We start from the raw sequence: 24,641 nt of genomic DNA, 5'->3' as shown, positions 1-24,641 counted from the left end.
TAAACTTTATTCAAGGTGTTTATATTCCTGATAAGGACTTCCTAGTAAACCTGAAAAGGTTCCACATCCTCTATATATTCGTAGTAAGGCTTTGACAAATATATGTTTCTGGAAGGTGAAAGATGGAACAAGAAGCAAGACTCCGATCAAAATCAATGCACTACCCTTTGCTACACGTATTGCTTGGACTTTAATTAAAGGTTCAAACTCTCTTTCACATAAGCTGTGTGTACCCCAAGTTCGATAACCCCGTAGTAAAATCCACTTCATATTGGTACGGCTGTCGGATATCCATTCGTAGACTATAGCGTTGTCTGCCCAGACCATTTTGTATCCCATATGGTAGAGACGCATAAAGAAGTGGCAATCTTCTCCACCAGTTATGGCAAAACGATGATCAAATACCTGCTCAAATTTCTTAAAAATTTCAGATCGTACTATTACATTATTAGTAAATGCGACTTTCAACAGACAACCTGTAGGATAACGACCCGATTCAAAAAACTTTCCTCTTACAACCCAAGCAGGTGCTTCCTTTGTAAAATGGGGTAAGACAGGTCCAGTTACGACATCAGCATTATAAATCCTTTGAACAGATAAAAGTTCACTTAACCACGATGGCTCGGGAACTTCATCATCGTCTATGAAAGCTACAAATTCTGCATCGTCACTAACATTGGCGATCGCTTTATTCCGGACGTATGAAATACCGCGCTGTGGCTCAATATAGTATCTTAGAGACCATTTAAAGTTTGGGGTGATTTTTTCACAAACTTCTTTAGCAGACGCGTTCGCATCATTATCTACTACAACGACTTCTATATTGATCGTACTAGTGCTAACATTTAGGTGATTAATCCCTTTTAGTAAGCGTTGTAATCCTTCCGGACGTTTATAACTTGCTATACATATAGCAACTAACATCTTTGTATAACCGTTAGAAATAGTGTTCATTAGATGCTGTTACATCAATCCATTCTTCTTCAACAAATCTATTTCGATACTCAATCTTAGCTACCTCGTTCTCAACTGCTGTTGAGAAAATCACCATCACATAAACAATCCAAAAATTACTGTTACTTGCGAGTAAAGTACTTTCTGTAATGTTGTATGCCATAAAGTAAGTCAGATATAGTAATGGCCAGACTCCTTCTAAAGTTTTTGTTTTACGTAGCAAGCTGATTGCTCTGAAGCACCCGATCACAAAAGATACTAAAAATAGTCCTAGTCCCGCTATACCTAATTCTGCCAGGAGATCCATGAAACCATTGTGGGCATAAGGGCATTCCCACCCAAGAGTACGCCAAACGTAAGCTGAAACTTCGGTATCCCACCCTAACCAGAATCCATTGAAACCATAACCGAATAATGGGCGTTTTGATATCATCTCTATCATCACAGCCCATATATCCGTACGCCCTGTCAAGCTTAAATCTTTCCCTAAAGCACCAGCGATAACTTCCAAGTTATCAAATAGTAACAGACCTGTGCCACCGGTTACAAGTACCACAAGGATTAATAATGGTACCACGTGATTGTATTTACCTCGTAGAGCTTTGTAGAGAGGCAAAATCAATGTCATTGTTATACAAACAACAAGAGCTGATTTAGAGGTCGAAAGTATAATTAATACAACTGAAAGAATAAAGCCTGCCCAAAAAATCCAACGGCGTTTGGGTTCAGAGGTAGAATCCCCAGTAGCTAGTAACAAAAAAACCATACTACTGAAGGCCATAAGACGACCTAGTATGTTCTTGTGCGTCATAATACCGCGCCAAGCTCCTTCGTGAACTCCTCCCTCTTGATATGTCATTAGTCCATAAGATGGCACTGCAATTGCAGACACAAAGCTCAGTACAATAATGACACCTAATGGCCAGGCTAATAAATGCAGCTGCTCTCTTAAGCTGTAACGTGTAGATACATATGCTCCAAAAACTGTAGAGCCTACCAGCAGTAAAGAGCGACGCGGTGTCATTTCTGGGCTCATTGTCCACTGTATCGATGCTACAGCTAGTGCTACTAGTAGCCAGATAAAAATTTCTTTGGAAGCAACACGTGTAAAAGTCTTGCTCCTTGCAACTATTAGCACTAAAGTAACAGCATAGATGGTCATAAACAAAATTGGAGTGAATGGATCCACTGGTTGACCACCAGTTTCTTCATTGTCTAAAAGAGATGGTATTAGGGCAGCTGTGGAGAGGAAAAAACCAAAGCTCACAAAAACCCTTTCTGCAAAACTTTTAAGTCTGACCATAGCAGTGACGTTTGTGTTCCTTAAGTGCTTGTGCACTCACGCAAAAATATGATTTAATAATAAATACTTCTCAATTCTTATGTTGCTCAACCGTTTTCTTGGAAAAATGAAGAGACCATAAAAGCTGACCCGTTCCTAGCCCAAGGACTAGGAAAATTTTAACAGAGGAACCTTTCTAGATCCTAGTCTATCGCAGTCAGGTTGTGTCAATTTAGACCCTTCATTTACGACTCGCTTAAGTACTAGAGTGGGCAATGTTCGGTCAAGGAATATTTGAGTTTTGCAACTCTTGCGGTCAATTTATTTTTCGGTATGGACATAACATGCTTATAAGACGTACAACAGTAAAAACACTTGATCCTAATGAAAGGATACATGGACAAATGGTTACTTTTCTCTATAAGCAAAAGCTTTAAGCCATCTTTTACTTAATCTTCATGATTATGAGCTTTTGATAAACTTTTGATGAACGATAGGAGTATGACGGAGTAGGCAGGATATGTTGTATTGTAGAGACAATTGCCATAATGATTAGTTATATTCTAGATTACCATAGAGAGCATGTAAATGAGATTAACTCAGTTTAAAACTCGCCTAAGATAACAAAATCTTCGATATTAATCGCACTTTTTGAACAGTGATTTACTGTATGTCTTAGTTAAACTGTATCGAAATACACATTGCTAGCTGACTGTTAGTGCTTAAAGATCTATTATGATTGCTATTAGCTACAAACCAGTTTACAGACAAAAGAAACATTTATCAACAAGCCGCTATTGTACTTGAAACTGTTGGGAATAACAGCACAATGCCAATTAAGGAACAAAACCTCCAGCAGCAAAGAAACAATTCTTATCCAAAACAGATGATGCCATCTTGGAACAAGAGAATACCAGAAGCTGAAGAACAGAATGCCGGTTTAGGTCAGGTTACAGCAGTATTACGTCGTAAAATAGCTGTGATTGTTAGCGTCACAGTTATTGTTACTACCGCAGCAGCAGCTTGGACTTCAACTCGCACTCCAGAATATGAAGGAAAGTTTCAACTGTTAGTTGAACCTTTAAAATCTTCGGAAAATGAATTATTGGTTCTACTATCAAGAACGTTACAACAGAATGTAAACGAAATCACAAAACAAAACAAGACAGATCTAGATTATCAAGCTTTAGTTGAAGTTTTAAAGAGTCCGAAAGTAGTGGCTCCAGTAGTGAGTAAACTTCAAAGCCAATACCCAGATATAAAGTACGACCAACTTGTTGGTAACGATGTGGATGGAAAAGCTGTTTCTCGAATAGGTACACTCAATATTAATCGTATAAAACAAGGCAAAGAATTATCTAGAGTTATAGAGGTTCGCTATCGAGAATCCAATCCCGACAAAATCCAAACTGTATTAAGCGAGATATCGCAAGCTTATCGCCATTACAGTTTAGAACAGCAGCAAACGAATTTAAGCCAAGGAATTAAATTTGTTGATCAGCAAGTTCCAAAAGTACGACAACGTGTTAGTAGTTTACAAAGAGACTTGCAAGCTCTTCAGCAGCGTTATGGAGTGTTTAACCCTGAACTACAAGGTGACCAACTGCTGAAAAGACAGGATGAAAACGTAGCACAGATAAGAGAAACTGAGAAAAAACTAGCTGAATCTAAATCACTTTATGCTTCTTTACAAGGTCAGTTAGGAATGCAGCAAAATGAAGCGATCGCTGCATCCGCTTTAAGTGAGTCCCCCCAATATCAGCAGATACTCACTCGTATCAGAGACATAGAAGCAAAAATCGCTACAGAATCAGCTCGCTTTCGGGAAGACAGCCCAATTATACAGTCTTTGCGTGAGCAACGAAATCAGCTCTTACCTTTACTGAATCAAGAAGCGAGAAATGCTGTAGGAAATAGCATCAGTAACGCCAGAAATCTTCCACAGGTTGGGACTTATCAAAATACTGTTCGAGTTGAACTTATCCAACAACTCGCTAACACTGCTAACCAAATTCGTTTACTAGAAACGAGTCTTCAAGCTAACTATCGAGCGCAACAGCAATTAAATCAGCAAGTTAAGGAATATCCTGTTGTTTCAAGACAGTATTCTAACATGCAACGAGATTTGCGTGTTGCTACTGATACACTAACCCAAATGCTAGGTAAAAAAGAAGCACTGCGGTTAGATGCTGCTCAGCAGGAAATCCCTTGGGAGCTAATTATGCCTCCTACAATACCACGTGATAAAACAGGCAAACTGATAGCAGTGTCACCTAATCATCCGCGTGATATTATCTTAGGTGCAGTTGCGGGGTTACTTTTGGGTATTTTAACTGCCTTTTTCATAGAAAATGCAGAAAGTGTTTTACATGATTTTGATGAAGTAAAACGTGCAACAAAACTATCTGTGTTAGGGAATATCCCTTTTGAGAAAGATCTCAAAAAAGAACTTAAAAAATTACAACTAGCAGATGTAAGCTATCAGACTAGAAAAAAAGGAACAGGGGAGGATGTCAAACGTACTGTTAAATCTCGCCAAGAAGAGGCATCAACATTCAAACTAGCTTTTTACTCTCTTTACAACAAAATTCAATCTCTGGGATATGAAATACCTATCCGTTCAATGGCTATTAGCTCAGCTGGAAGCAGTGTAGGAAAGACAACAGTTGCAGCAAATATAGCACAGATAGCAGCAGAAACTGGTAAAAGAGTATTATTGATAGATGCCAATTTACGCAATCCCCAACTGCATCATAATTTAGGTATAGTAAATGCGAAAGGACTGAGCGAAGTACTTTCAGATGGACTAGATTTAAATGATGTGATTGCACAATCACCCAACGATGAAAATCTCTTTGTTGTCACAGCAGGTCAAGTACCTCAAAATCCTACTAAATTGTTCTCTTCCCAAAGAATGCAACGCTTTGTGGAAAAGTCACAAGAGGAATTTGACTTAGTCATTTATGATACATCAAAACTGATGGGTTCTTTAGATACCCATATCCTAGCTCAACGCTTGGATGCAATTGTATTGGTTGTGGGTTTGGGTAAAACAGATCGTAACGCTTTTCATCAGGCGTTGGATGAACTCAAAACCTCTCGCCTTCCAGTTTTAGGTATAGTGACAAATCATCCCAAACTATAATCTGCCTTACAAGTTCTAAGTTTGAGAGAGTACAATTGGCAGCTTAACCTAGCAGTTCCTAATTGGTACTCATCACAAATTTTCTTCGTCAAAAAATAGTGAATTTCATACAGAAACTAACCGAGCAAAGTAAGAAAAAACTATCTAACCAGTTCATTCGTAATCTCAGCTGGTTAGGCATATCAGAAATAGTCTATAGAATAATCCGTCTGGGATTGGTAGTCATTGTAGCCAAGTTTTTGACTCCTTACGACTATGGTCTAGCAGCAATCTTGATGACAGTGAGAGAATATTCGATAACATTTGCAAACGTAGGTATCACTGCAAAAATTATTCAAGCTGAAGAAAAAGAACTAGAGGATTTATGTAACTCTGCTTATTGGTTGAACTGGACAGTTTTTGGAAGCCTATTTATTCTTCAGTGTCTTGCGGCTTTTCCTATTTCTTTGTTATACAAAACTCAAGACATTATCTTACCAATTTGCGTCTCAGGATTAGTGTATCTAATTTGGCCTGTGACAAGTATTCAAAGAACTTTAATTCAGAGGGAAAATCGCTTTAAAATTATAGCTGTTACTGATAGTACGCAAAACTTGATAACTACGTCACTTGTAGCTTTATGTGCAGCCTTAGGAATGGGTGTTTGGTCATTTGTTACCCCATTAGTATTAGGTGCACTTATAGAAACTTTTATGTACTACAGATATCATCCCTGGCGTATTAGTAAAAAATTTACGACAAAACATTGGGGTGAGATCTTTACTTTTGGAAAAAATATTCTTGGTGTTAACTTATTTAGAACATTAAGGAATAACTTAGACTATTTAATTGTTGGACACTTTATAGGTGTTAAAGAATTAGGAGTCTATTTCTTTGGATTTAACACAGGGTTAGGCATTAGCTTAAGTATTATTAATTCCATAAATTCAGCAATACTCCCCCATCTATGTTCATCACGCAATGATTGGGCTGTATTCAAAAAACGCTACTTTAGTAGTTTGAAAACTATCGCTTTGGTGATTATTCCTTTTGTTTTATTACAGTCCAGCTTAGCTCCTTTTTACGTACCAATTGTTTTTGGTGAAAAATGGATAGCTGCTACTCCCATTTTGATATTGATCTGCTTATCCGCAATTCCCAGACCTTTTGCTGATGCTGCTTCACAACTACTAGTAGCGATAGATAAACCTGAATTAGATTTGCGTTGGCATGTTATATTTACTGGCATATTTACAATGGCAGTATTAATAGGAGTTTATTGGAACGTCATTGGCGTGGCTGCATCTGTTCTGCTAGTCCACATGATATGTTTGCCCATATTTACCATTTGGGCTTCAAATTATGTTTTTCCAAAAAGCAAGGATTTATAGGAAGTCAGCACCCATGACTTAAAATCGTCGGCTTCAGGCGACGAGTTTAGGTTTCAAACCAAAAGGAAAGGTATAAGTATTTCGACTAAATACCTACACCTTTACCTTCCTTCTTTAAGAATCCGCCTTTTTTGACTACCTCCTATACTTTTTAAAGCCAGCGCCTCTATTTGGCGATAAAAAGGTCGTGGGATCACAAACAGTAAGTAAGCAGCAGCTAAAGTGATGAATGTGCGGCGTGGCTCCTCAATGATGATGCGCCAGTGGGTGGATAATGCTTGGTGAGCCATTTTCACAGATGTGGGACCTGCTTGCAGACGTACAGCCCAACGGGCTAATTTCCTCAACTCGTAGGCTTTAGCAGCATTTCCATGCTGAGCAATCAAATCTGGAGCATAGGATCGCGTCTTTTCCAAGACTTTTTCCAAATCCTCTATCTGCTTACTTAAGTTTGTGGAAGCCCCTTGAGAATTGACTCGGTACTGCGTTAAAGGTTGAGGAATACCCTCTATTTGCCAGTTAGTTTGCAAAGCAATCCTTAGCCAGCATTCCACATCCTCAAAATGACGCAGTTGCTCATCAAAATAACAATTTTCCTGAAATTTAATTGCTGCAAAAACCTCTTGCCTAATCACTGGAGCGGAGCCATTACCTATTGGGTTACGGCGAAGTATCAGTGCGGGTGTAATGTCTTTTAGTTTAGGCATTTGGTAAATACCTAAAGGTTTTCCTGCTTCATCAACAAAAGCAGAACGACTAAAGCTTAACCCAACAAGCGGAGAATTTTCCAGATGTTCAACATGTTTTTCCAGCTTTTCTGGTGACCACAAATCATCTCCATCTAAAAAAGCCAAATATTCTCCTTGAGCATTGCGAATTCCTGTATTACGCGCTGCACATACTCCACCATTTTCTTGACGAATAATTTTAATTCTGTTATCTGCAAATTGCTGACAAATTTCTATACTTTTATCAGGAGAGCCATCGTCAACAATCAGTAATTCAAAATTTTTATAAGTTTGAGCCAAAACTGACTCTACTGTAGCAGCTATATATTTCTCTACTCTGTAAACTGGGATTATTACAGAAACTAATTTCATCTTACAAATCCTTTTTAAATGCCTAATTTTGGGAAAAACATAATTTTAAGCCCAATTTTTAAACAAGGGCAAGCAAATCATGTGGGCTAACCAAACAGATGTAGCTAAACCAAGGAGATTTCCGTACACATCGATCCAGTTTAACCAGTATCCACAGTTTCGTAAAGCCTCCAGTTCTTGTTCTTCTGCCTGAATAATTTTCACGACAATTCCTTACCTGTTCTTCAAGGCACCTCACCTATGAACCCATCATCCTCTAGTTCATCAAAAATTTACGAAACCTTTTCATTATAAGGATTAAGTAAAGTCTATTTTCAATAGCCACTAGTGTAAGGTTTTAGGTATATACGTACAAGTCGATCTAACCGTGGATAGACCAACTTCGTATAATTCTTTTATATTCTAAAGAGAAGATTATATGTATATACTGTATACTGAAGAAAATTTCGTTTTCTCGACCCTAACTCATTAATATGCTGTGACTTTTAAGGCTCGTTGAAAAGGTATTTGCTGTTATTATTATGATACTTCCACAACTCCTTTTATCGAAGAAACACGGGGCATATAGACACTGCGTAAGCGGTATATTCATGTAGGCAAAATTAAGAACGGAAATCAGATTTGTAATGAAGATTACCTTAGTATGTCAAGATATACCCTATCCACCAAATCATGGAGCACGGGTAGATATATGGCGCAGGATAAAAGCCTTCTCTAAGGTTGGTGTGCAGATTCAACTTATATCCTGGTATCGCAACTCACCAAAACCAGAGGAAATAGTTGAGATTGAGAAGTATGTAAAAGAAATTCATTTGCTTCCCTTTAAAAGTGGAGCAAGCGCTATTGTTCGGAGGTTAATTGACCTATTGACTTATCCCTTGGAAGTGACCTCCAGAATTGTTAGGGGAAAAGAGTTAAGCAAGCTGGTCAAGGATGTTTCTGTTTTTCAGCCTCATGTCATTTGGTTGGATGGTATTCATGCTGGGGAGTTTGTTACTGAACTTAGCGAACACTTAAATATACCTATCATTACTCGCTCTCACAATATAGAACATCTATACTATCGTCGTTTACTCGGTTCAACCAGAGACTTTCGCTGTAGACTAAAAAGGTATTTTTCAGTTTCTCACTTGGAGGGGTACGAAAAAAGTTTACTGAAAAATAGCGCTTTATTTTATGACATATCGGTAGATGACCTCAAGTTCTGGCAAGACCAAGGCTTTACCAATGGGCGTTATTTACCGCCTATAGTTGAGTTTTCCTTAGACAAGAGTCTAGAAACAAACAGCAAGCATGAAACAGAAAACTCGGAGTATGATATTGTCTTCTTAGGCAACCTTTATACCGATAACAATGTAGCTGGTATAGTTTGGTTTATTACTCAAATTTTACCTCTTATTCTTTCTAAATTACCCAATGTTAAAGTGCTAATAGCAGGTTCAAATCCTGTTAAGGAAATTAGGAAGCTATCTCAGGAACAAACAGGAGTGCATTTGAGTATTAATCCTGTATCCTCAGCAGCAGTTTACAATTCTGGACGTGTTCTTATTAATCCGGTTTTAGTAGGGAGCGGTGTCAGTATAAAGTCTATAGAAATGCTGAGTGCTGGTAAACCTATTGTCTCTACACCTCAAGGCGTAGCTGGTTTACCAGAAGAGGTGAAGAAATATTTTCAAATCGCTGAGAGTGCTGAATCTTTCGCAGGAGAAATCATCAACTTGTTGACAAATTCTCAAAAGGTTAATATTGATAGAACATTGCTGGAATCGCTATTCGGATATGAGATTATTGAAAGCGTTGTGTCCGATATTAAGTCTTTACATTTAATTAATAATCCACCTAAATGTTAATTAATTGAAAGGGAATACCTAACGCACCTTGAATTTGTGGCGTTGCGTTAGGGACTTCGTCCTAATACAGCGTACATTAAAATTTTTAACATAGGAGATCACCACCGGCATCTCCCTTGCGAGTGGGCTTTACAAACCGGGAAACCTTTAATTTTATTAACCAAATAGCCAGCGAATTTTTTTCACTATCTTATCTACGTTTTTCGGGCGGGATTGCTGCATCAATAACCAGTTAATGACTGGTTCGGCTAACCCTTGGGGCATAAAAGCAACCCACAAGAACCAAAAACTCAAAATCAGTTTTCTTTTCCAAGATGAGTACCCTGAATATTTCCAGGTAGCCCAACAACCTTTCCAAGCTAATCCTAGCCTAGAATCATAGGGGACTGGATGATTTCGGGGATCTAGGCGCAAAGAAGCTATCCTACACCGCAAATGGAAATAATTGCGAGAATCGACACTATTAGTCACAGCATACCCAAATTCATTAGCTTTTTGTGCCAAAATCTCAAACTTCAGAAAGTCGTGCTTGATTGACTTCCAACATTGCTCAGCTTGTATTTTATTCCTCCCAGATAAAGACCACGCATTAATGGTATGTTTCCGATATCCCCCAAGTGGTTGTTCTATAGATAAGATCTGTCCATAGAAAGGTATGAGAGTAGTTATATACCCGTCAGCGCAGATGCGAAAATTCATCTCTGGCATTGGCAGAATTTTAGTCAAAGCCTCTCTAGAAAAAGCATTGCCGCTGGTTACCAACCCACTGTAGCTTCCTTTTGATAGCAAAATCGGTAATACATTGCCACTATCAAGCTGAATTTCACTACAGGGGTAGATATCTAAAAATTTTCCTACCGTATCAACCAACTCTAAACGATATTGGACAATTGCTAAACCTGGTTTCCAGATTGCAACCACTTCCTGGGCTGTTTTTGGAAAAAGATAGTCATCCGCATCTAAAAAGATAATTATCTCTCCTTTAGAAGCTTGAAAGCCGACATTAAATGCCGATGCTTGTCCACCATTGTTCTTTAATATGGGAATAATTTGCGTACCGTAGCTATTAATAATTTCTGGAGAGTTATCTGTAGAGCCATCATCTACCACAATCACCTCTGTGTTTGGATAGTTTTGGCTTAATGCACTATCAATTGCTTGCCTTATAAATTGGCTATAGTTGTAATTGTTAATAATAATACTTACTAGCCGCTTAACCATAAAATTCCACTTTATAAGGTTTAAGTATAGGAATATACACCTATCGGCGTATAGAATTTGCTTAATAAATTACTGAAAATCCTTAACTTTTAAGACAATGCACATGAACACCAAAAGCAGTCTTCGGTTGGTGCAAACCCTATACGAGATTGGCCAAAACTATTTGAAATTAAGCAGAGTTCCTGATGTTTATAATTTGCAGCTATATGCTTTGACCTTAAAGAATATCGAAATTATTATACACTAAATCTGCTAAATTAATAACCTAAATTTGCGATTACTTCAGCAATTGACTGAGATATAAAAGGCAATATCAAGCGATTACTAGCATTTGCTTTACCTTCCGTAAATACAACTACTAAGTAGGGTTTTTGATCTGGTAATTCTATATAAGCAGCATCGTGGCGAACTTGACTTGTCCAACCGGCTTTTGACCAAATTTGGGCATTTTTAGGAAGACCACCCCCCAAAAATCCAGTTATCTGATCTTCTTCAACGTTAGTCGGCAAATCCAATACGTCTCGTTTCATGAGCGCCATCATTGTTTGCGATCGCGCACTAGATACTGCCACCCCACCAATAATACTATGCAGTAACCTAGCAGTAGCATTTGTTGTCAACATATTGCGATTTTCTAACAACTCGCCCACAAAAGCCCGTTCTCTCCCATAAGGACCATCGCACCAAGTTTTCTGGCAGACGTTAACTGTCTCCATTTCTGGCCAACCCAAAGACTGCAAATAGCGATTAACAATATTGCGCTGATACTTCCAAGTCTCAAAAGGTCCGATTGGTAATTCTGGCCCTGATGTAGTGCCAGTCAAGATATCCACAACTAAGCTAGTAGCATCGTTACTAGACTCTGTAATCATATCACGAATTGCTCTTTCTAATTCCTTGGTTGTGGAAATCATATTTTTATCCAGCCATTCCTGAACAGCCACCAGATAAAATAACTTGACAACGCTTGCAGGATAAATTCGATCAACACCACGATAATTAAAACCACGGTAGCGGTGATTCCAAAAATCTCCAGGAGTCACAGCACCACCTGTATTTACTAATACAGGTGGATCGTAGACAATCCATGTCATAGCAATTTGATTACGAGCTAACGTTGGAAATGCTTCCCAAGTAGCCTCTAAAATGCTATTACCCAAATTTTCGAGTTGTTCGTCTTTTTTTAAAAAAATCATTGTTCTTTCAAGGATGTCACTGAATTTAAATTCCACAATCCACAATCCAACATCAGGAGAGTATGAGTGTCTAGCCGAACTAAACTTATATGATTCTCCCAATTGCGATCGCTTGGCAACTCAAGCTGCAACTAAGCGACATTTGCGGATAACATCAAGCAATGTACAGACTGCCGATGCAACGTCTATACAAGTGTGTTTGTGTGAAGATGATTATCCTGCGTGGTTGTCACTTTCAGATTTTAGTTTGTTACAAGCGAGCAGTAAACCTTATCAAGCTAAATCATTTTCTGAAGCCGAGATTCAAAAACTCCTCCCAAAGGTCATCGACTTCACACAAAAAGCGATGCAAAAATCAAATCATTACCTTTGGGGTGGTACGATAGGGCCAAATTATGACTGTTCTGGGTTGATGCAAACTGCATTTGCTTCTGTAGGTATTTGGTTACCTAGAGATGCTTATCAGCAAGAAGGCTTCACCCAGCAGGTTCATATTGACCAATTACTCCCAGGAGACTTAATATTCTTTGGCACTTCTCAAAAAGCAACTCATGTGGGGCTGTATTTGGGAAATAATAGTTATATCCATAGTTCAGGAAAAGATATAGGGCGTAACGGTATTGGAATTGACCACCTTTCGGAACAAGGAGATGAGGTTAGTCAGTCATACTATCAGCAGCTACGTGGTGCTGGAAGAGTGGTCAGAAGTTACGAACCCGGAAGCGCTGAGGACGCAAAAAAAATATGAGGAGTGGCTTAGTTAAGAGTGAGATTGTTGAAAACAATGGGGGGATTTCGTCGAGTGTCCCAAGCGTTTCAGTCGTGGTACCAGTGTATAACGAAGTTGAAAGTTTGCCTCATTTGCTGGAGGCGATCGCAACAGCTTTAGCCAAGAGTCAGTTAACTTACGAAATCATTTGTGTAGATGATGGCTCCACAGATGACTCAGCGCGGTTCCTCAAAGAACAGGCGCTTTTACGTAATGATTTAAAAGCAGTCCTGTTACGTCGCAATTACGGTCAAACTGCGGCAATGGCTGCTGGGTTTAATTACGCACTCTCGCCAGCTATTATTACTTTGGATGCTGACCTTCAAAATGACCCAGCAGATATCCCCACTTTATTGGCAAAGTTAGAAGAAGGCTACGATTTAGTAAGCGGTTGGCGGCAAAACAGACAAGATGGTGCAATGAGACGATTGCTTCCTTCTAAAATTGCCAACTGGCTAATCCGACGTACAACTGGAGTAGATATTCATGATTATGGCTGTTCTCTCAAGGCCTATCGTACAGAAGTCGTACAAGATCTCAACCTTTATGGGGAACTGCACCGATTTATTCCAGCTTTAGCGTATATTGAAGGAGCAAGAATTACAGAAATACCCGTACGCCATCACGCCCGTCGTTTCGGTAGGAGTAAATATGGCTTGTGGCGGACATTTCGTGTATTGATGGATTTGTTAACAATTTTGTTCATGAAGAGGTTCCTGACAAAACCAATGCACGTTTTTGGGCTTTTAGGTTTAATGTCGATGGTTTCAGGGACGGTGATTGGAGTTTACTTGACTTGGGTAAAATTTGGTTTGGGCCACAACATTGGTAATCGCCCTTTGCTAGTATTGATGGTTATCCTACTAGTGACGGGAGTGCAGCTATTTTGCTTTGGGTTATTAGCAGAGTTGCTGATGCGGACTTACCATGAATCCCAGGGAAGACCAATATATCGTGTGCGAGAAGTAGTGACCAATCGTAATAAATGATGCGACAATATTAATATTTAGCCAATAGTCAATAATCCTAGTATTATTGACTATTGACCCTGACAAATAACTTCCTTCTACTGTGAAAGTATTTCGTGCGTCTGACTTTCCACTACGGCGGGACTACATGCCGATCTTATTTACAGCAGGCTTATTGTACTGGTGCGGGATGGCTGCATTATTGCCAACTCTACCGCTCTACCTTGATAGTGTGGGGGCAAATAAGCAACAAATTGGGATTGTTATGGCTAGTTATGCCATCGGATTGTTGCTGTTCCGCCCGTTTTTGGCTAAATTAGCAGATGCACGTGGGCGTAAGATTGTTTTGCTCATTGGGATGATAGTAGCGGCGATCGCACCTCTTGGCTATTTATTCGTTACATCTGTTCCCGTATTATTTGCCTTACGTACCTTTCATGGCATTAGTATCGCGGCTTTCAGCACTGGGTTCACTACGTTAGTAGCAGAGTCAACACCCCAAGACAAGCGCAGTGAGACAATTAGTTACATGACTCTGGTAAACCCCCTTGGCATGGCAATTGGCCCTGTTTTAGGCAGTTATTTACAAGCCGAGAGTGGTTACAAAATTTTATTCTTAATAATTGCTGAACTCGCTATTGTGGGGATGTTGGGTACATTACAAGTCCTTAATCCACCAGTTCAACAACAACAGGCAAATAGTGCTAAAGACGAGCCATCTTTGCGTATCTTGGCTAGTCCCAGAGTCAGAGTTCCAGCCTTAGTATTGTTGCTAGTTGGTTCGGCTTTTGGTGCTTTAAGCTGCTTTGTCCCATTATTCATCAAATCAATTAACGTTAATTTAAGCCCTGGTTTATTTTACTCAGTTGGGGCAATTTCCAGTTTTGGTATAAGAATGTTTGCTACTCGTGCCAGCGAACGCTTAGGTCGTGGTTTATTCATTACCCTCAGCCTAGTTTCTTATACTTTGGCTATGGTGTTGCTTTATTATGCAAACAGCCCAATTTCGTTATTGTTCGCGGCGCTACTTGAGGGAGCCGGTGGTGGTACGTTAATTGCTATGATTGCCACAACAATGGCAGAACGTTCACGACCAAAGGAAAGGGGTCGAATTTTTGGTTTGTGCATAGGCGGATTTGATTTCGGTATCGCTCTATCTGGTCCATTATTTGGTTTTCTAGCTGAGCGACTGGGATACCGCAATATGTTCGGTTGTGGTGCTGTTGTAACCTTAGTAGCGCTACTTTTGTTCTTGATTTTCTCTAATAAAAGTCTATTTAGTTCTTTACGCTTTGCTCTTGGTCTAGGTCAAGATACCTACGGCTTGAAACAAATGAAAAACTAAAAATTAAAGATGTGGGGATTATCTCACATTTTTAATTTTTAGTTTTCAATTAAAAAACGGGCGAGGAGGGATTCGAACCCCCGACACCGTGGTCCGTAGCCACGTGCTCTAGTCCACTGAGCTACACGCCCTTGACAGAAATATATAGTAGCACACCCTAAATAAATAATGCAAGAAAATTTTCCAATTAATTCAAAATTAACTCATCTGGATAATCAGGGCGGAATTCAGATGGTAGATGTGTCTAGTAAACCAGTTACTGTACGCCAAGCAGTAGCTTCTGGTCAAGTGCGTATGCTGCCTGAAACTTTTAGGGCTATTGAGGCGGGTAATGCACCCAAAGGAGATGTTTTAGGGACTGCAAAACTAGCTGGGATTATGGCGGCGAAACAAACAGCGTCCCTAATTCCCCTGTGTCATCCCTTACCCTTGCACAAAATAGAAGTTGAAGTCATACCTGATCCGGAACTCCCAGGTTATCAAATTCAAGCTACAGTAAAAACCAAAGCCGAGACAGGTGTGGAAATGGAAGCGCTAACTGCTGTCTCTGTAGCTGCACTTACCCTTTATGACATGGCGAAAGCTTTAGAAAAAACGATTCAGATAGAGTCAATACGTCTAGTAAGCAAGACAGGCGGAAAATCAAGCGATTGAGAAAGTCAATAACCCCACCGCAAGGCGGATGGGGCTTGTAAGAGGCAAGTCTTACGTGTTTTTGTAGTTGGATTGGATTAACTTCAGCCATTTTGAGTCATCGCTAAAGAACATACTTATCCTGGCAGGTGGATGTATTTGCTACCTCTATCAAACGTATTAATCCCGTACTGTCAAATTTCATAAAATCTCTCTGGGATTCGCTACATGTGAGTAGATCGAATGCGATCGCACCCAATCCAAACAAATCAGTACGAAAAAATTTTCAGAATACGTAGATATTAAAACCCTTGCAAATGGATAAAAGAACATCACGTCTATATAATTTTCCCGATGCCTTGTCATCTACCCGCAGATCTCTCAGGAAGCATTTTTCAGTATTTTAAATCATTTTTTATACCAGTAGTTTAAGTAATAAACATGAAGTTTTTTCGTGTCTTTAAACAAGACTACTACTAACAACAAATAACACATTAAATTATTGGTTTGACTTAGACAAAAAATATTTACAAAAAAATCATTTATGCTTTAACGAATAAGCTAGAAGGTTCCCTTTTTTCTTGAGTTAATAAGTACCTGTTATAAACCGCATACAAGTATAAAATATTATTATTTTAGTATGAAAAAATACATTTAATCCTGTCCTCTGCTGACTGCTGACACTCCGATGCTTAGGAAGGCTGTCAGACAATAGTATACTGAGCCTAATTTATTTCTAATGCAACGTTAGAGGTATTGATAACTTTTATATATCTTTAACTTGTTACTAATGAAACATTTACGTGTATAATTTTCCTGTCGCTTAAATCACACTATTAGCAGATGCAGATAACAAATGCATATGCTTTTGGAGGGCAACGTACACTTACACCTATCTCGGAATCAATAGTATTTATGCGTGTAGCAATAATTGGATGTGGCTTTGTAGCTGACTTTTATATGAGAACAATCAGCTTATACCCTAATTTAGAGCTAGTGGGGGTAATGGATCGAAATAGTGCTCGCGCATCAAAATTTTCTACCTTTTATTCAGTTCCTAAGTACAACACTTTACAAGAAGTGCTTTCTGATCCTAAGGTTGATATTGTCTTAAATTTGACGAATCCTAGCAGCCATTACTCAGTATCTAAGGCTTCCTTAGAAGCTGGTAAGCACGTCTATTCCGAAAAACCGTTAGCAATGGATTTTTCAGAGGCAAAGGAACTTGTAGAGATAGCAGAAAAACAGGGGTTATATATTTCCTCTGCGCCATGTAGTCTTCTAGGAGAAACAGCCCAATCAATCTGGAAAGCTTTGCGAGAACAGCAAGTGGGAAAAGTTCGACTTGTGTATGCGGAAATGGATGATGGACTAATTCACAAAGTACCTTACAAGAAGTGGGTTAGTAAATCAGGCACTCCTTGGCCCTACAAAGATGAATTTGAGGTTGGCTGTACCCTAGAACACGCTGGATATTATATCACTTGGCTACCAGCATTCTTCGGACCAGCAGAAACTGTGACTGCATTTTCTGATTGTTTGGTTCCAGACAAACTCTCTGATGAAATATTAGATGTGCAAGCACCAGATTTTTCTGTAGCTTGCATTAAGTTTGCTTCTGGTGTAGTTGCAAGACTGACCTGTAGCATTATCGCACCTCACGACCACGAACTAAAAATTATTGGGGATGAAGGGATAATTAGCGTAAAAGATTGCTGGCACTATGAAGATCCGGTTTATGTTCAGCGGCGGTTAACCCTTCGACGAAAAACAATTGAGAATCCTTTTAAACAAAATTATCCCCTTGTACGCAAGATAGGTAAAAAAGGCGAATACAACGGTCGCAAGCATATGGACTATTGTCGGGGTGTTGCTGAGTTAGCAAATGCTATTGCTGAAAAATATCCTCCTTACCTGTCAGCTAAATATTGTCTCCATACCAATGAGATTGTCTTGGCTATCCAAAACGCTTGGACTACTGGAGCTCCATATAAGGTTACAACGTCGTTTCAGTCTATAGCGCCTATGCGATGGGCGAAGTAGTCAATCAATTGCTACTTTGTTATTGGCATTTATTGGGTAACGCTTGTGCTGTGCTTCACTCAGCCTACAATTCTCCTTAACCAAGAACTATTGGGACAGGAGTCGTTGATTAATCAATGTTCAATAAAACATTTAGAATTGTGAATGTAGTATGTCATCTCAGTCAAAAACTGTTCGTTGGGGAATCCTAGGTACGGGATTAATAGCTAGACTATTTGCTGAAGGATTGCGCTCTTTACCTGATGCTCAATTGTTAGCAGTCGGCTCAAGAAAACTAGCAACTGCTCAAGAATGTTCTCGTCAACTGAATATACCAAGAGCATATGGCAGCTATGAAGAATTAGTTAAGGATCAAGATATAGATATTGTTTATGTTGCCACCCCTCATTTCAGGCACAAAGAGGACTGTATCCTCTGTCTACAAGCAGGTAAAGCTGTCCTTTGTGAAAAACCTTTTACAGTTAATGCTCAAGAAGCACGTGAAGTCATCGCCATAGCCCGTGAAAAACAATTGTTTTGCATGGAAGCAATGTGGATGCGCTTTATGCCCTTGATACAGAGAGTCAAAGAAATGATTCATGATGGTGTCGTTGGCGAAGTGCGGATGTTAAAAGCTGACTTTGGCTACCCTGTTGAGTTTAACCCCGAAAATCGTTTTTTTAATCTCAAATTAGGTGGAGGTGCTTTACTGGATCGGGGGATCTATCCTCTTTCTTTGGCGTTTCAATTGTTAGGTACACCATCTCAGATTGTTAGTCAAGCTTCAATTGGTCAGACTGGGGTTGATGAACAAGGAGCAATTCTTTTAAGCTATCCTCAGAATCAATTAGCCATCCTATCGACGAGCCTACGTTCTCAAACCTCAAATGAAGCAGTTATTATCTGTACGCGGGGGCAAATTCGCATTCACGCACCGTTCTTCAAACCTCATCAATTATCAATTAGCTACTTTTCTGAACCAAGTTCTTCTTCCTCTGCTTCGCAGTCTTCAGGATTAAAGCAGAAATTACCATCTTTTATCCAACAAAACAAACTCTTAAAGCGCTCGTACCTAGAGTTGAAGAGCTTTATCTCGCGCAAGCAAGCAAAAAACATTGTGCAACTATATGACGGTAATGGCTATAACTACGAAGCGGCTGAGGTGATGCGGTGTATAAGAAATGGCGAAATAGAAAGTAAGATTATGCCTCTTGATGAAACACTCAAGATTATGGAGACTATGGATACAATTCGTGGTCAGTGGAATTTGAAATACCCGTGTGAGTAAGATTTGTCGGGTTTGCATCTACTGAATTATCAAAAAACTCGGGTCTCAAACCCCGTTCTTCTAGGACGGCTTCGTGTTAAAATTTAACGATGTCAGTACAAGACATTTAAATAAAACCTACTCCCGGACTGGGAGGAAGTCTACGCCCAAAACACTGTAAGGAGACACGCCAAGTGCTACCCTTCGGGAAGCCTCCCTCCGTTCGTCTGCAAGCCGGGAAACCCTAGTCGAGCACTGGCTTATCAGTACGCCCTTGAGGCAAACGTACTGAGCCTGGGAACTAGCAAAAACAGGATATTAAGACTGAAAGGTCTTAAGAATCTTCGTCTCTTTAGAGCGGAGAGTGTCAAAGTAATGTTGAAAGATTACTATAAGCTTGTAAATCTATGCCTCCTCGTTGGCCTCGTAAACCAGACCGCAATGATCCAGCTTATCGCAAGCTAGATGACCGGATGAATTTTGCTATTCATGTAGCGATCGCCGCCGCTATTAATTCTGGGCTGTGGTTTTTCCACAACCTAAGATCTGCTAGCTGGGAGTGGTTACCTTGGGTAACAACAGGCTGGGTAGTGGTTTTATTGGTACATCTGATTTATATTGCTGCGATCGCGGACTACTCTGAGACACCTACCAAATCCACCTGAAGATGGACTACATCCGCTAGGGTGATTGTAACCTGTGGTGGTATTTAGTGCAGTTGCTAAGCGCAATAATATTAAATAGAGTAAGACACCTTACTCACAATTTAGGATTATTGTTATGGCTAACACCAACACTACAGAGCTACTAGAAGCCCTAGCATCTGATATAGGCGAAAACGTTTACATGGATGTTGCAAAATGGCATCTTTATCTATCAGATGCCAAACTGCATACTGTAGTTGCTGAAAAGATGTATCCTCTAATTACATCAAAATCCGTAGAAGAAGACCAAGTCATTAAAGTATTGCAATCTATCCCAGTTAAAATTGGCGGCGGAAGGCGGGAACTTTCCATACTGGATTTTCTGCCGATACAATGCCAAGTCCATCTAATAGATATTTTAGAAAAATATCAGAGAGAAATCTAATTCATTTCAAAATTTGCTTTAGTTGTTACAAATCAGGAGGCGATCGCTATGCTTTTACAAATTAAAGATTCAGGTGAATTGGTAAAGATTTCAGATGTTCAAGAATTGATTAATCCTAATAGGGATACTGTTCAGGCAAAAGAACAACAAGGTGAAGAAGAACAGCAAACAGATTCTTATAAAAAAGAAACCCTCGTTTTTCCCTCTGGTGAAAATCTACCACGTTGCTGGATAGATGCCAATTATAGAAATGCGACCGCTTAAAGGGTACTGGGGATTGGGGATTGGGTACTGGGTACTGGGTACTGGGTGCTAGGGACTGGGATTTTCCCGATCGCTAACACCATTCCAAGGCTTTGGTGCGTTACGGACTTAGTCAAGGGCGCATCCTACGCCCTTACCAATTTTGACTCAATTTCAGACGAGTTTAAATCACGACCTATAAAAACTAAGCGAGTTTGTCTGGTTTCTTCGGGTTGCCAAGGGCGATCGTAATATTGATCAAAGCGTGTACCTACGCCTTGAATCACTAAGCGCATAGGTTTATTTGGTGCTGCAACAAAGCCTTTAATTCGGTAAATTTCCTGCTGCTGTACCAACTCTTGTAGCTGAGAAACCAACTTTTGGGGGTCAAAGTCACGATCTAAAATTAGATGAGTTGAAGTGATCTGTTCGTCGTGCTCGTGTTCTTCTTCAATGTCGTGGTGACTAGGACGAGTGTCTAGATTGTCTTCTACTGCGGCTTGTAAACCCAGTAGTACCTCTGGGGAGATTGTCCCTTGATTGCTCTCTACAATTTTAACTACCCTAGGCAATTCTTGTTTAATTAACTGCTCGACTTGAGCTTTTGTTTGTTCATTTACTAAATCAATTTTATTCAACACCACCAAATCGGCGCACGCAAGTTGATCTTCAAACAGTTCTTGCAATGGTGTTTCGTGTTCTAGACTATCATCTGCTTGCCTCTGGGCTGCTACTGCTTCTGGATCGCTAGCAAAGGTTCCAGCCGCTACTGCGGCACAATCCACTACAGTAATGACGGCATCAACTGTAGCACTAGAGCGAATTTCTGGCCAGCGAAAAGCCTTCACCAAAGGTTTTGGTAATGCTAAACCAGAGGTTTCAATTAAAATGCAATCGATGCTATCCCGGCGCTTGAGTAACTGTTGCATGGTAGGTAAAAACTCTTCTTGCACAGTGCAGCATAAGCAGCCGTTCGTTAATTCAAAAATATTGGCAGCATCTTCATCGGTTCTCTCGTCCTCTGGACAAATCTGACAAGATTTCAACAATTCGCCGTCTATACCGAGTTCGCCAAATTCGTTGACTACAACCGCGATGCGGCGTCCCTGATTGTTTTGTAGTAGGTGGCGGATTATGCTGGTTTTACCGCTACCCAAGAAGCCTGTGATCACTGTAACAGGAATTTTTGCTGCCATTTTGAATTTCAATGATTTACAAATCAGTTATCGGTTTGACTGTTCACTGGTAACTGTTCACTGATAACTGTTAAAGACAGTAGGGGCAACTCTCCTAAGATTGCCCTAGCACTTAGGGTAATCCTAGGGGTGCTGCCCCTACAATTCACTATTATATGGGTTTGTCGTTTTTTTTAATCGGCAGTTGCTAATTCTGTACTGCCTGCTGAACGACGGCGTGTTAAGCTGTTGAAGAGCATTAGACCAATGGCTTTAACTAAATTGCCTTCTAATTCTTGGAACATTTTCATGTTCATACCAAAGGCAGCGTTAGCTTCATCGACGATGCGATCGCACGTTGCATCATCAACTGGCAGTTCATCCAAAGCTTGACGGTACTTAGCTTTAAATGCCTTTTCGTCTGGTATATTATCAAATTCATAGAAAGCAACACCTTGCCCATCAGCCATATTCATTGCTGTTTGAGCAATACCTTTGAGAATTTGTCCGCCAGATAAATCACCAAGGTAACGGGTGTATGAGTGGGAAATTAAGAGTTCTGGTTCTTTTTCAGAGATTTCGCGGATACGCTTTACGTAAGCTTCTCCTGCTGATGAGAGTTGGATTTGCTCTCGCCAGTTAGGACCGTAGTAATATGTAAGGTCTTGCTCTAGGGAATGTTTACGATTGAGTTGCTCAAAGTAAATTTTGGAAACAATAGGATGATTACGATGCTTCTCCATCTCCTCTTCCATTGCGGAATAGATGAAGTAGAAGTTAGCAACTAGCTTCCGATAAGAATTTTTCTCTACAACTCCTTTTAAAAAACATTTGACAAAACCGACATTTTCTGCCATTGTGTGGGATTTTTTAGTTCCTACACGCAATTTTGACGCTAAATTGCTGCTCATGCTAAAATTCTCAACTTTAAAAGGTTAACGCGCTGCCAGCTTAATTAGCTGACGGCAATAAAAGCCATTAAAAGGCTAGAGTAGAGCTCTTTAATGAGAATTGTCTACGAAAATATGTCAAGTTGTCATAATTTGTATTTTTTCGCAACAATAGGCAGCGATTCTCTCTTCGCCTCAGTAGTGGTTCAGTACAATAGATGTATATGAGTATGTAGAAACTCTAGCAATGGATTCGCGTTCTGGCAATGACTTCTCCTGACATAGTTACACTCCCTGCTTTAAAGTTCCCACATCTTTAAGTTTTGTATTATTCCCTAACTTTCACCACAGATGGAGAACTCTGCTTCCCTGCTCCCTGCCCCCTACTCCCTCTTCTCAACCTTGACATTCCAATTACGACCTCATACAATCGTCGATTATTCTATAGTCAAAAAATTCCCCTAATCTTTACAATTACTTTACGAAAATAGTCAGTACTTTTACAAAGAAGTAACCAGTGAGTATAAATTTGTAGAAACAATTTTAGATAGTATATAGTCGTGATAATAAAGTTATCACAAAGCAATTGTTAAACAAATATAGAACGTGTTATTCTCCAGTGTGGCTGTGTGGAGTATTTTAACCTATGGTTTCATCTATAATTCAGGCTCCGTGCATTCTTCAAGGTTCTGTCTCAAAAGCAGAAGATAATTTTGCGCCCAACCTAATACCATTACCAGCAACTCCTCTATTCGGTACAGATGGTATCCGTGGAAGAGTTGGTGATTTGCTAAGTGCTCCTTTAGCATTACAAGTTGGTTTTTGGGCAGGTGTTGTTTTACGTACACATGCAGGCGAAGCAAGACCAGTTATTGTCGGACAAGACTCAAGAAACTCCAGCGATATGCTGGCTATGGCTTTGAGCGCAGGGTTAACCGCAGCAGGTTTAGAAGTTTGGTATTTAGGATTATGCCCAACTCCCTGTGTTGCCTACCTCACAAGTATTAGTGATGCTATAGGCGGAGTTATGATCTCTGCTAGCCATAACCCACCAGAAGACAATGGGATTAAAATTTTTGGTGCGAACGGCGCTAAGTTACCCCAAACATTACAGTCAGAAATTGAAGCGATGTTGCGGGGGAAAGCGTCATGTGGAATTAATATTGGTAATTACGGACGGCATTACTTACGCAAAGAGTTAATCAAAGATTATGCCGAAGCATTAAAAAACCCGTTGTACGGTGCAGTTGATCTTCAAGGAATGAAGATTGTCTTAGATTTAGCATGGGGGGCAGCAGTTGAGTTGGCTCCATCGGTATTTAGAGAAATGGGAGCAGAGGTGATCTGCTTGCATAGCGAACCAGATGGCGATCGCATCAACGTTAATTGCGGTTCCACTCATCTAGAAACTCTTCAAGCAACAGTTAAGGAATCTAAGGCTGACTTAGGCTTTGCCTTTGACGGTGACGCGGATCGCGTTTTGGCGGTAGATAACACTGGACGACAAGTAAATGGTGATTATATCCTCTACTTGTGGGGACAGAGTTTACAGCAAAAGCAAGAATTGCCAGATGATTTAATAGTTTCCACTGTAATGGCAAACTTGGGCTTTGAAAGGGCGTGGAAACAACTAGGCGGCAAATTGATTCGCACAGCAGTGGGTGATCAGCACGTTCAAGCAGAAATGCTACGGACAGGAGGAATGCTGGGTGGCGAACAATCTGGTCATATTCTCTGCCGTCATTATGGCATTACCGGAGATGGTTTGTTAACAGCCTTACATTTAGCAGCTTTAGTGCAACACAAGGGTGTTTCCCTCTCAACAATGATTGATCAAAGCTTTCACACATATCCGCAACTGTTACACAATGTTAGGGTAGAGGACAGATCAAAGCGTCTGGGATGGAAAGACTCTCAAGAGATACAACAAGCGATCGCTCGCGCTGAAGCTGCAATGGGTGATTCTGGTAGAATTTTAGTCCGTGCTTCTGGTACCGAACCAGTGATCCGAGTGATGGTAGAAGCCGAAGCAGCGGAACTTGCAAACTACTGGACAAATGAATTAGTGTCACAAGTTCAGCAGTATTCAGCTGCATAAAAGCAAGTAACAGAAAAAATGCTT

At 39.9% G+C, this 24,641-nt stretch carries 21 protein-coding genes and 1 tRNA gene; 13 read left to right on the top strand and 9 right to left on the bottom strand.

Features of this window, described 5'->3' with window-relative positions:
* Positions 1-6 precede the first annotated feature (6 nt).
* Together G4P69_RS14215 and G4P69_RS14210 are read right to left on the bottom strand one after the other, a co-directional pair.
* Positions 7-954: a glycosyltransferase family 2 protein gene (locus G4P69_RS14215; protein WP_243902961.1), complete on the bottom strand. Its 948-nt coding sequence runs from the start codon at positions 952-954 to the stop codon at positions 7-9.
* Positions 938-2,221, bottom strand: coding sequence for an O-antigen ligase family protein (locus G4P69_RS14210; protein ID WP_310833783.1), 1,284 nt, complete (start codon positions 2,219-2,221; stop codon positions 938-940). The genes G4P69_RS14215 and G4P69_RS14210 overlap by 17 nt, the downstream gene beginning before the upstream one ends.
* Positions 2,222-2,975: 754 nt before the next feature.
* On the opposite strand from G4P69_RS14210, the gene G4P69_RS14205 reads away from it, so the two are divergent.
* Entirely contained in the window at positions 2,976-5,381 is a 2,406-nt protein-coding gene (locus tag G4P69_RS14205) for a GumC family protein (RefSeq protein WP_243902960.1), read from the top strand.
* 98 nt (positions 5,382-5,479) lie between these two features.
* Complete coding sequence (locus tag G4P69_RS14200; protein WP_208345024.1) at positions 5,480-6,751, top strand: lipopolysaccharide biosynthesis protein; 1,272 nt, start codon at positions 5,480-5,482, stop codon at positions 6,749-6,751.
* 101 nt (positions 6,752-6,852) lie between these two features.
* On the opposite strand, the gene G4P69_RS14195 is transcribed toward G4P69_RS14200, so the two are convergent.
* The gene (locus G4P69_RS14195) at positions 6,853-7,851 is read right to left on the bottom strand and encodes a glycosyltransferase family 2 protein (RefSeq protein ID WP_208345021.1); all 999 of its coding nucleotides are present in this window, start codon (positions 7,849-7,851) and stop codon (positions 6,853-6,855) included.
* A gap of 45 nt (positions 7,852-7,896) precedes the next feature.
* Positions 7,897-8,055, bottom strand: a complete 159-nt coding sequence (locus tag G4P69_RS14190; RefSeq protein ID WP_208345020.1) for a hypothetical protein — start codon at positions 8,053-8,055, stop codon at positions 7,897-7,899.
* Positions 8,056-8,477: 422 nt separating this feature from the next.
* On the opposite strand from G4P69_RS14190, the gene G4P69_RS14185 reads away from it, so the two are divergent.
* A complete protein-coding gene (locus G4P69_RS14185) occupies positions 8,478-9,701 on the top strand; it encodes a glycosyltransferase (RefSeq protein WP_208345019.1) in 1,224 nt (407 codons plus the stop codon).
* A gap of 156 nt (positions 9,702-9,857) precedes the next feature.
* Here G4P69_RS14185 and G4P69_RS14180 read toward each other — a convergent pair whose 3' ends face one another.
* Together G4P69_RS14180 and G4P69_RS14175 are read right to left on the bottom strand one after the other, a co-directional pair.
* Entirely contained in the window at positions 9,858-10,922 is a 1,065-nt protein-coding gene (locus G4P69_RS14180; protein WP_208345018.1) for a glycosyltransferase family 2 protein, read from the bottom strand.
* A 257-nt stretch (positions 10,923-11,179) separates the two neighbouring features.
* Complete coding sequence (locus tag G4P69_RS14175) at positions 11,180-12,118, bottom strand: serine hydrolase (protein WP_208350340.1); 939 nt, start codon at positions 12,116-12,118, stop codon at positions 11,180-11,182.
* Positions 12,119-12,131: 13 nt separating this feature from the next.
* Between G4P69_RS14175 and G4P69_RS14170 the strand changes: the two genes are divergently transcribed.
* The 3 genes from G4P69_RS14170 to G4P69_RS14160 all read left to right on the top strand — a co-directional run bounded on the left by G4P69_RS14170 (position 12,132) and on the right by G4P69_RS14160 (position 15,200).
* Complete coding sequence (locus tag G4P69_RS14170; protein ID WP_208350338.1) at positions 12,132-12,866, top strand: C40 family peptidase; 735 nt, start codon at positions 12,132-12,134, stop codon at positions 12,864-12,866.
* Positions 12,863-13,876 carry a glycosyltransferase family 2 protein gene (locus tag G4P69_RS14165; RefSeq protein WP_208346591.1) on the top strand — a complete coding sequence of 338 codons (1,014 nt, stop codon included), beginning with the start codon at positions 12,863-12,865 and terminating at the stop codon, positions 13,874-13,876. Before G4P69_RS14170 ends, G4P69_RS14165 begins: the two co-directional genes overlap by 4 nt.
* Positions 13,877-13,958: 82 nt before the next feature.
* A complete protein-coding gene (locus G4P69_RS14160; RefSeq protein WP_208350337.1) occupies positions 13,959-15,200 on the top strand; it encodes an MFS transporter in 1,242 nt (413 codons plus the stop codon).
* A gap of 57 nt (positions 15,201-15,257) precedes the next feature.
* On the opposite strand, the gene G4P69_RS14155 is transcribed toward G4P69_RS14160, so the two are convergent.
* Positions 15,258-15,331 (bottom strand) — tRNA-Arg (locus tag G4P69_RS14155).
* Positions 15,332-15,368: 37 nt separating this feature from the next.
* Between G4P69_RS14155 and moaC the strand changes: the two genes are divergently transcribed.
* From moaC to G4P69_RS14125, 6 genes are all read left to right on the top strand, one after another.
* Entirely contained in the window at positions 15,369-15,854 is a 486-nt protein-coding gene (moaC, locus tag G4P69_RS14150; protein ID WP_208350336.1) for a cyclic pyranopterin monophosphate synthase MoaC, read from the top strand.
* Between the two features lie 894 nt (positions 15,855-16,748).
* Positions 16,749-17,876, top strand: a complete 1,128-nt coding sequence (locus G4P69_RS14145) for a Gfo/Idh/MocA family oxidoreductase (RefSeq protein WP_243902964.1) — start codon at positions 16,749-16,751, stop codon at positions 17,874-17,876.
* A 151-nt stretch (positions 17,877-18,027) separates the two neighbouring features.
* Positions 18,028-19,143: a Gfo/Idh/MocA family protein gene (locus tag G4P69_RS14140; protein ID WP_208338559.1), complete on the top strand. Its 1,116-nt coding sequence runs from the start codon at positions 18,028-18,030 to the stop codon at positions 19,141-19,143.
* A gap of 386 nt (positions 19,144-19,529) precedes the next feature.
* Positions 19,530-19,787, top strand: coding sequence for a 2TM domain-containing protein (locus G4P69_RS14135; protein WP_208338560.1), 258 nt, complete (start codon positions 19,530-19,532; stop codon positions 19,785-19,787).
* A gap of 115 nt (positions 19,788-19,902) precedes the next feature.
* On the top strand, positions 19,903-20,211 hold the full coding sequence (locus G4P69_RS14130) for a DUF3181 family protein (RefSeq protein ID WP_208338561.1): 309 nt from the start codon (positions 19,903-19,905) through the stop codon (positions 20,209-20,211).
* A gap of 48 nt (positions 20,212-20,259) precedes the next feature.
* Positions 20,260-20,475 carry an acetyltransferase gene (locus G4P69_RS14125; RefSeq protein WP_208338562.1) on the top strand — a complete coding sequence of 72 codons (216 nt, stop codon included), beginning with the start codon at positions 20,260-20,262 and terminating at the stop codon, positions 20,473-20,475.
* 125 nt (positions 20,476-20,600) lie between these two features.
* Here the strand turns inward: G4P69_RS14125 and cobW are convergent, their stop codons facing one another.
* On the bottom strand, positions 20,601-21,650 hold the full coding sequence (gene cobW, locus G4P69_RS14120; RefSeq protein ID WP_208338564.1) for a cobalamin biosynthesis protein CobW: 1,050 nt from the start codon (positions 21,648-21,650) through the stop codon (positions 20,601-20,603).
* Between the two features lie 173 nt (positions 21,651-21,823).
* Positions 21,824-22,540: a biliverdin-producing heme oxygenase gene (locus tag G4P69_RS14115; RefSeq protein WP_208338566.1), complete on the bottom strand. Its 717-nt coding sequence runs from the start codon at positions 22,538-22,540 to the stop codon at positions 21,824-21,826.
* Between the two features lie 625 nt (positions 22,541-23,165).
* On the opposite strand from G4P69_RS14115, the gene glmM reads away from it, so the two are divergent.
* Positions 23,166-24,617, top strand: a complete 1,452-nt coding sequence (glmM, locus tag G4P69_RS14110) for a phosphoglucosamine mutase (protein ID WP_208338568.1) — start codon at positions 23,166-23,168, stop codon at positions 24,615-24,617.
* Positions 24,618-24,641: the final 24 nt, after the last annotated feature.

This window comes from Aetokthonos hydrillicola CCALA 1050 (assembly GCF_017591665.1).
GTDB lineage: Bacteria > Cyanobacteriota > Cyanobacteriia > Cyanobacteriales > Nostocaceae > Aetokthonos > Aetokthonos hydrillicola.
This window is presented reverse-complemented; position numbering and strand designations above follow the sequence as displayed.

Coding starts and splice junctions, on each gene's coding strand:
- glmM (WP_208338568.1), top strand. CDS start 23,166: ATGGTTTCATCTATAATTCAGGCTCCGTGCATTCTTCAAGGTTCTGTC.
- G4P69_RS14185 (WP_208345019.1), top strand. CDS start 8,478: ATGAAGATTACCTTAGTATGTCAAGATATACCCTATCCACCAAATCAT.
- G4P69_RS14180 (WP_208345018.1), bottom strand. CDS start 10,922: ATGGTTAAGCGGCTAGTAAGTATTATTATTAACAATTACAACTATAGC.
- G4P69_RS14145 (WP_243902964.1), top strand. CDS start 16,749: ATGCGTGTAGCAATAATTGGATGTGGCTTTGTAGCTGACTTTTATATG.
- G4P69_RS14115 (WP_208338566.1), bottom strand. CDS start 22,540: ATGAGCAGCAATTTAGCGTCAAAATTGCGTGTAGGAACTAAAAAATCC.
- G4P69_RS14170 (WP_208350338.1), top strand. CDS start 12,132: ATGTCACTGAATTTAAATTCCACAATCCACAATCCAACATCAGGAGAG.
- G4P69_RS14165 (WP_208346591.1), top strand. CDS start 12,863: ATGAGGAGTGGCTTAGTTAAGAGTGAGATTGTTGAAAACAATGGGGGG.
- G4P69_RS14175 (WP_208350340.1), bottom strand. CDS start 12,118: ATGATTTTTTTAAAAAAAGACGAACAACTCGAAAATTTGGGTAATAGC.
- G4P69_RS14195 (WP_208345021.1), bottom strand. CDS start 7,851: ATGAAATTAGTTTCTGTAATAATCCCAGTTTACAGAGTAGAGAAATAT.
- G4P69_RS14215 (WP_243902961.1), bottom strand. CDS start 954: ATGAACACTATTTCTAACGGTTATACAAAGATGTTAGTTGCTATATGT.
- G4P69_RS14140 (WP_208338559.1), top strand. CDS start 18,028: ATGTCATCTCAGTCAAAAACTGTTCGTTGGGGAATCCTAGGTACGGGA.
- cobW (WP_208338564.1), bottom strand. CDS start 21,650: ATGGCAGCAAAAATTCCTGTTACAGTGATCACAGGCTTCTTGGGTAGC.
- G4P69_RS14135 (WP_208338560.1), top strand. CDS start 19,530: ATGCCTCCTCGTTGGCCTCGTAAACCAGACCGCAATGATCCAGCTTAT.
- G4P69_RS14130 (WP_208338561.1), top strand. CDS start 19,903: ATGGCTAACACCAACACTACAGAGCTACTAGAAGCCCTAGCATCTGAT.
- G4P69_RS14125 (WP_208338562.1), top strand. CDS start 20,260: ATGCTTTTACAAATTAAAGATTCAGGTGAATTGGTAAAGATTTCAGAT.
- moaC (WP_208350336.1), top strand. CDS start 15,369: ATGCAAGAAAATTTTCCAATTAATTCAAAATTAACTCATCTGGATAAT.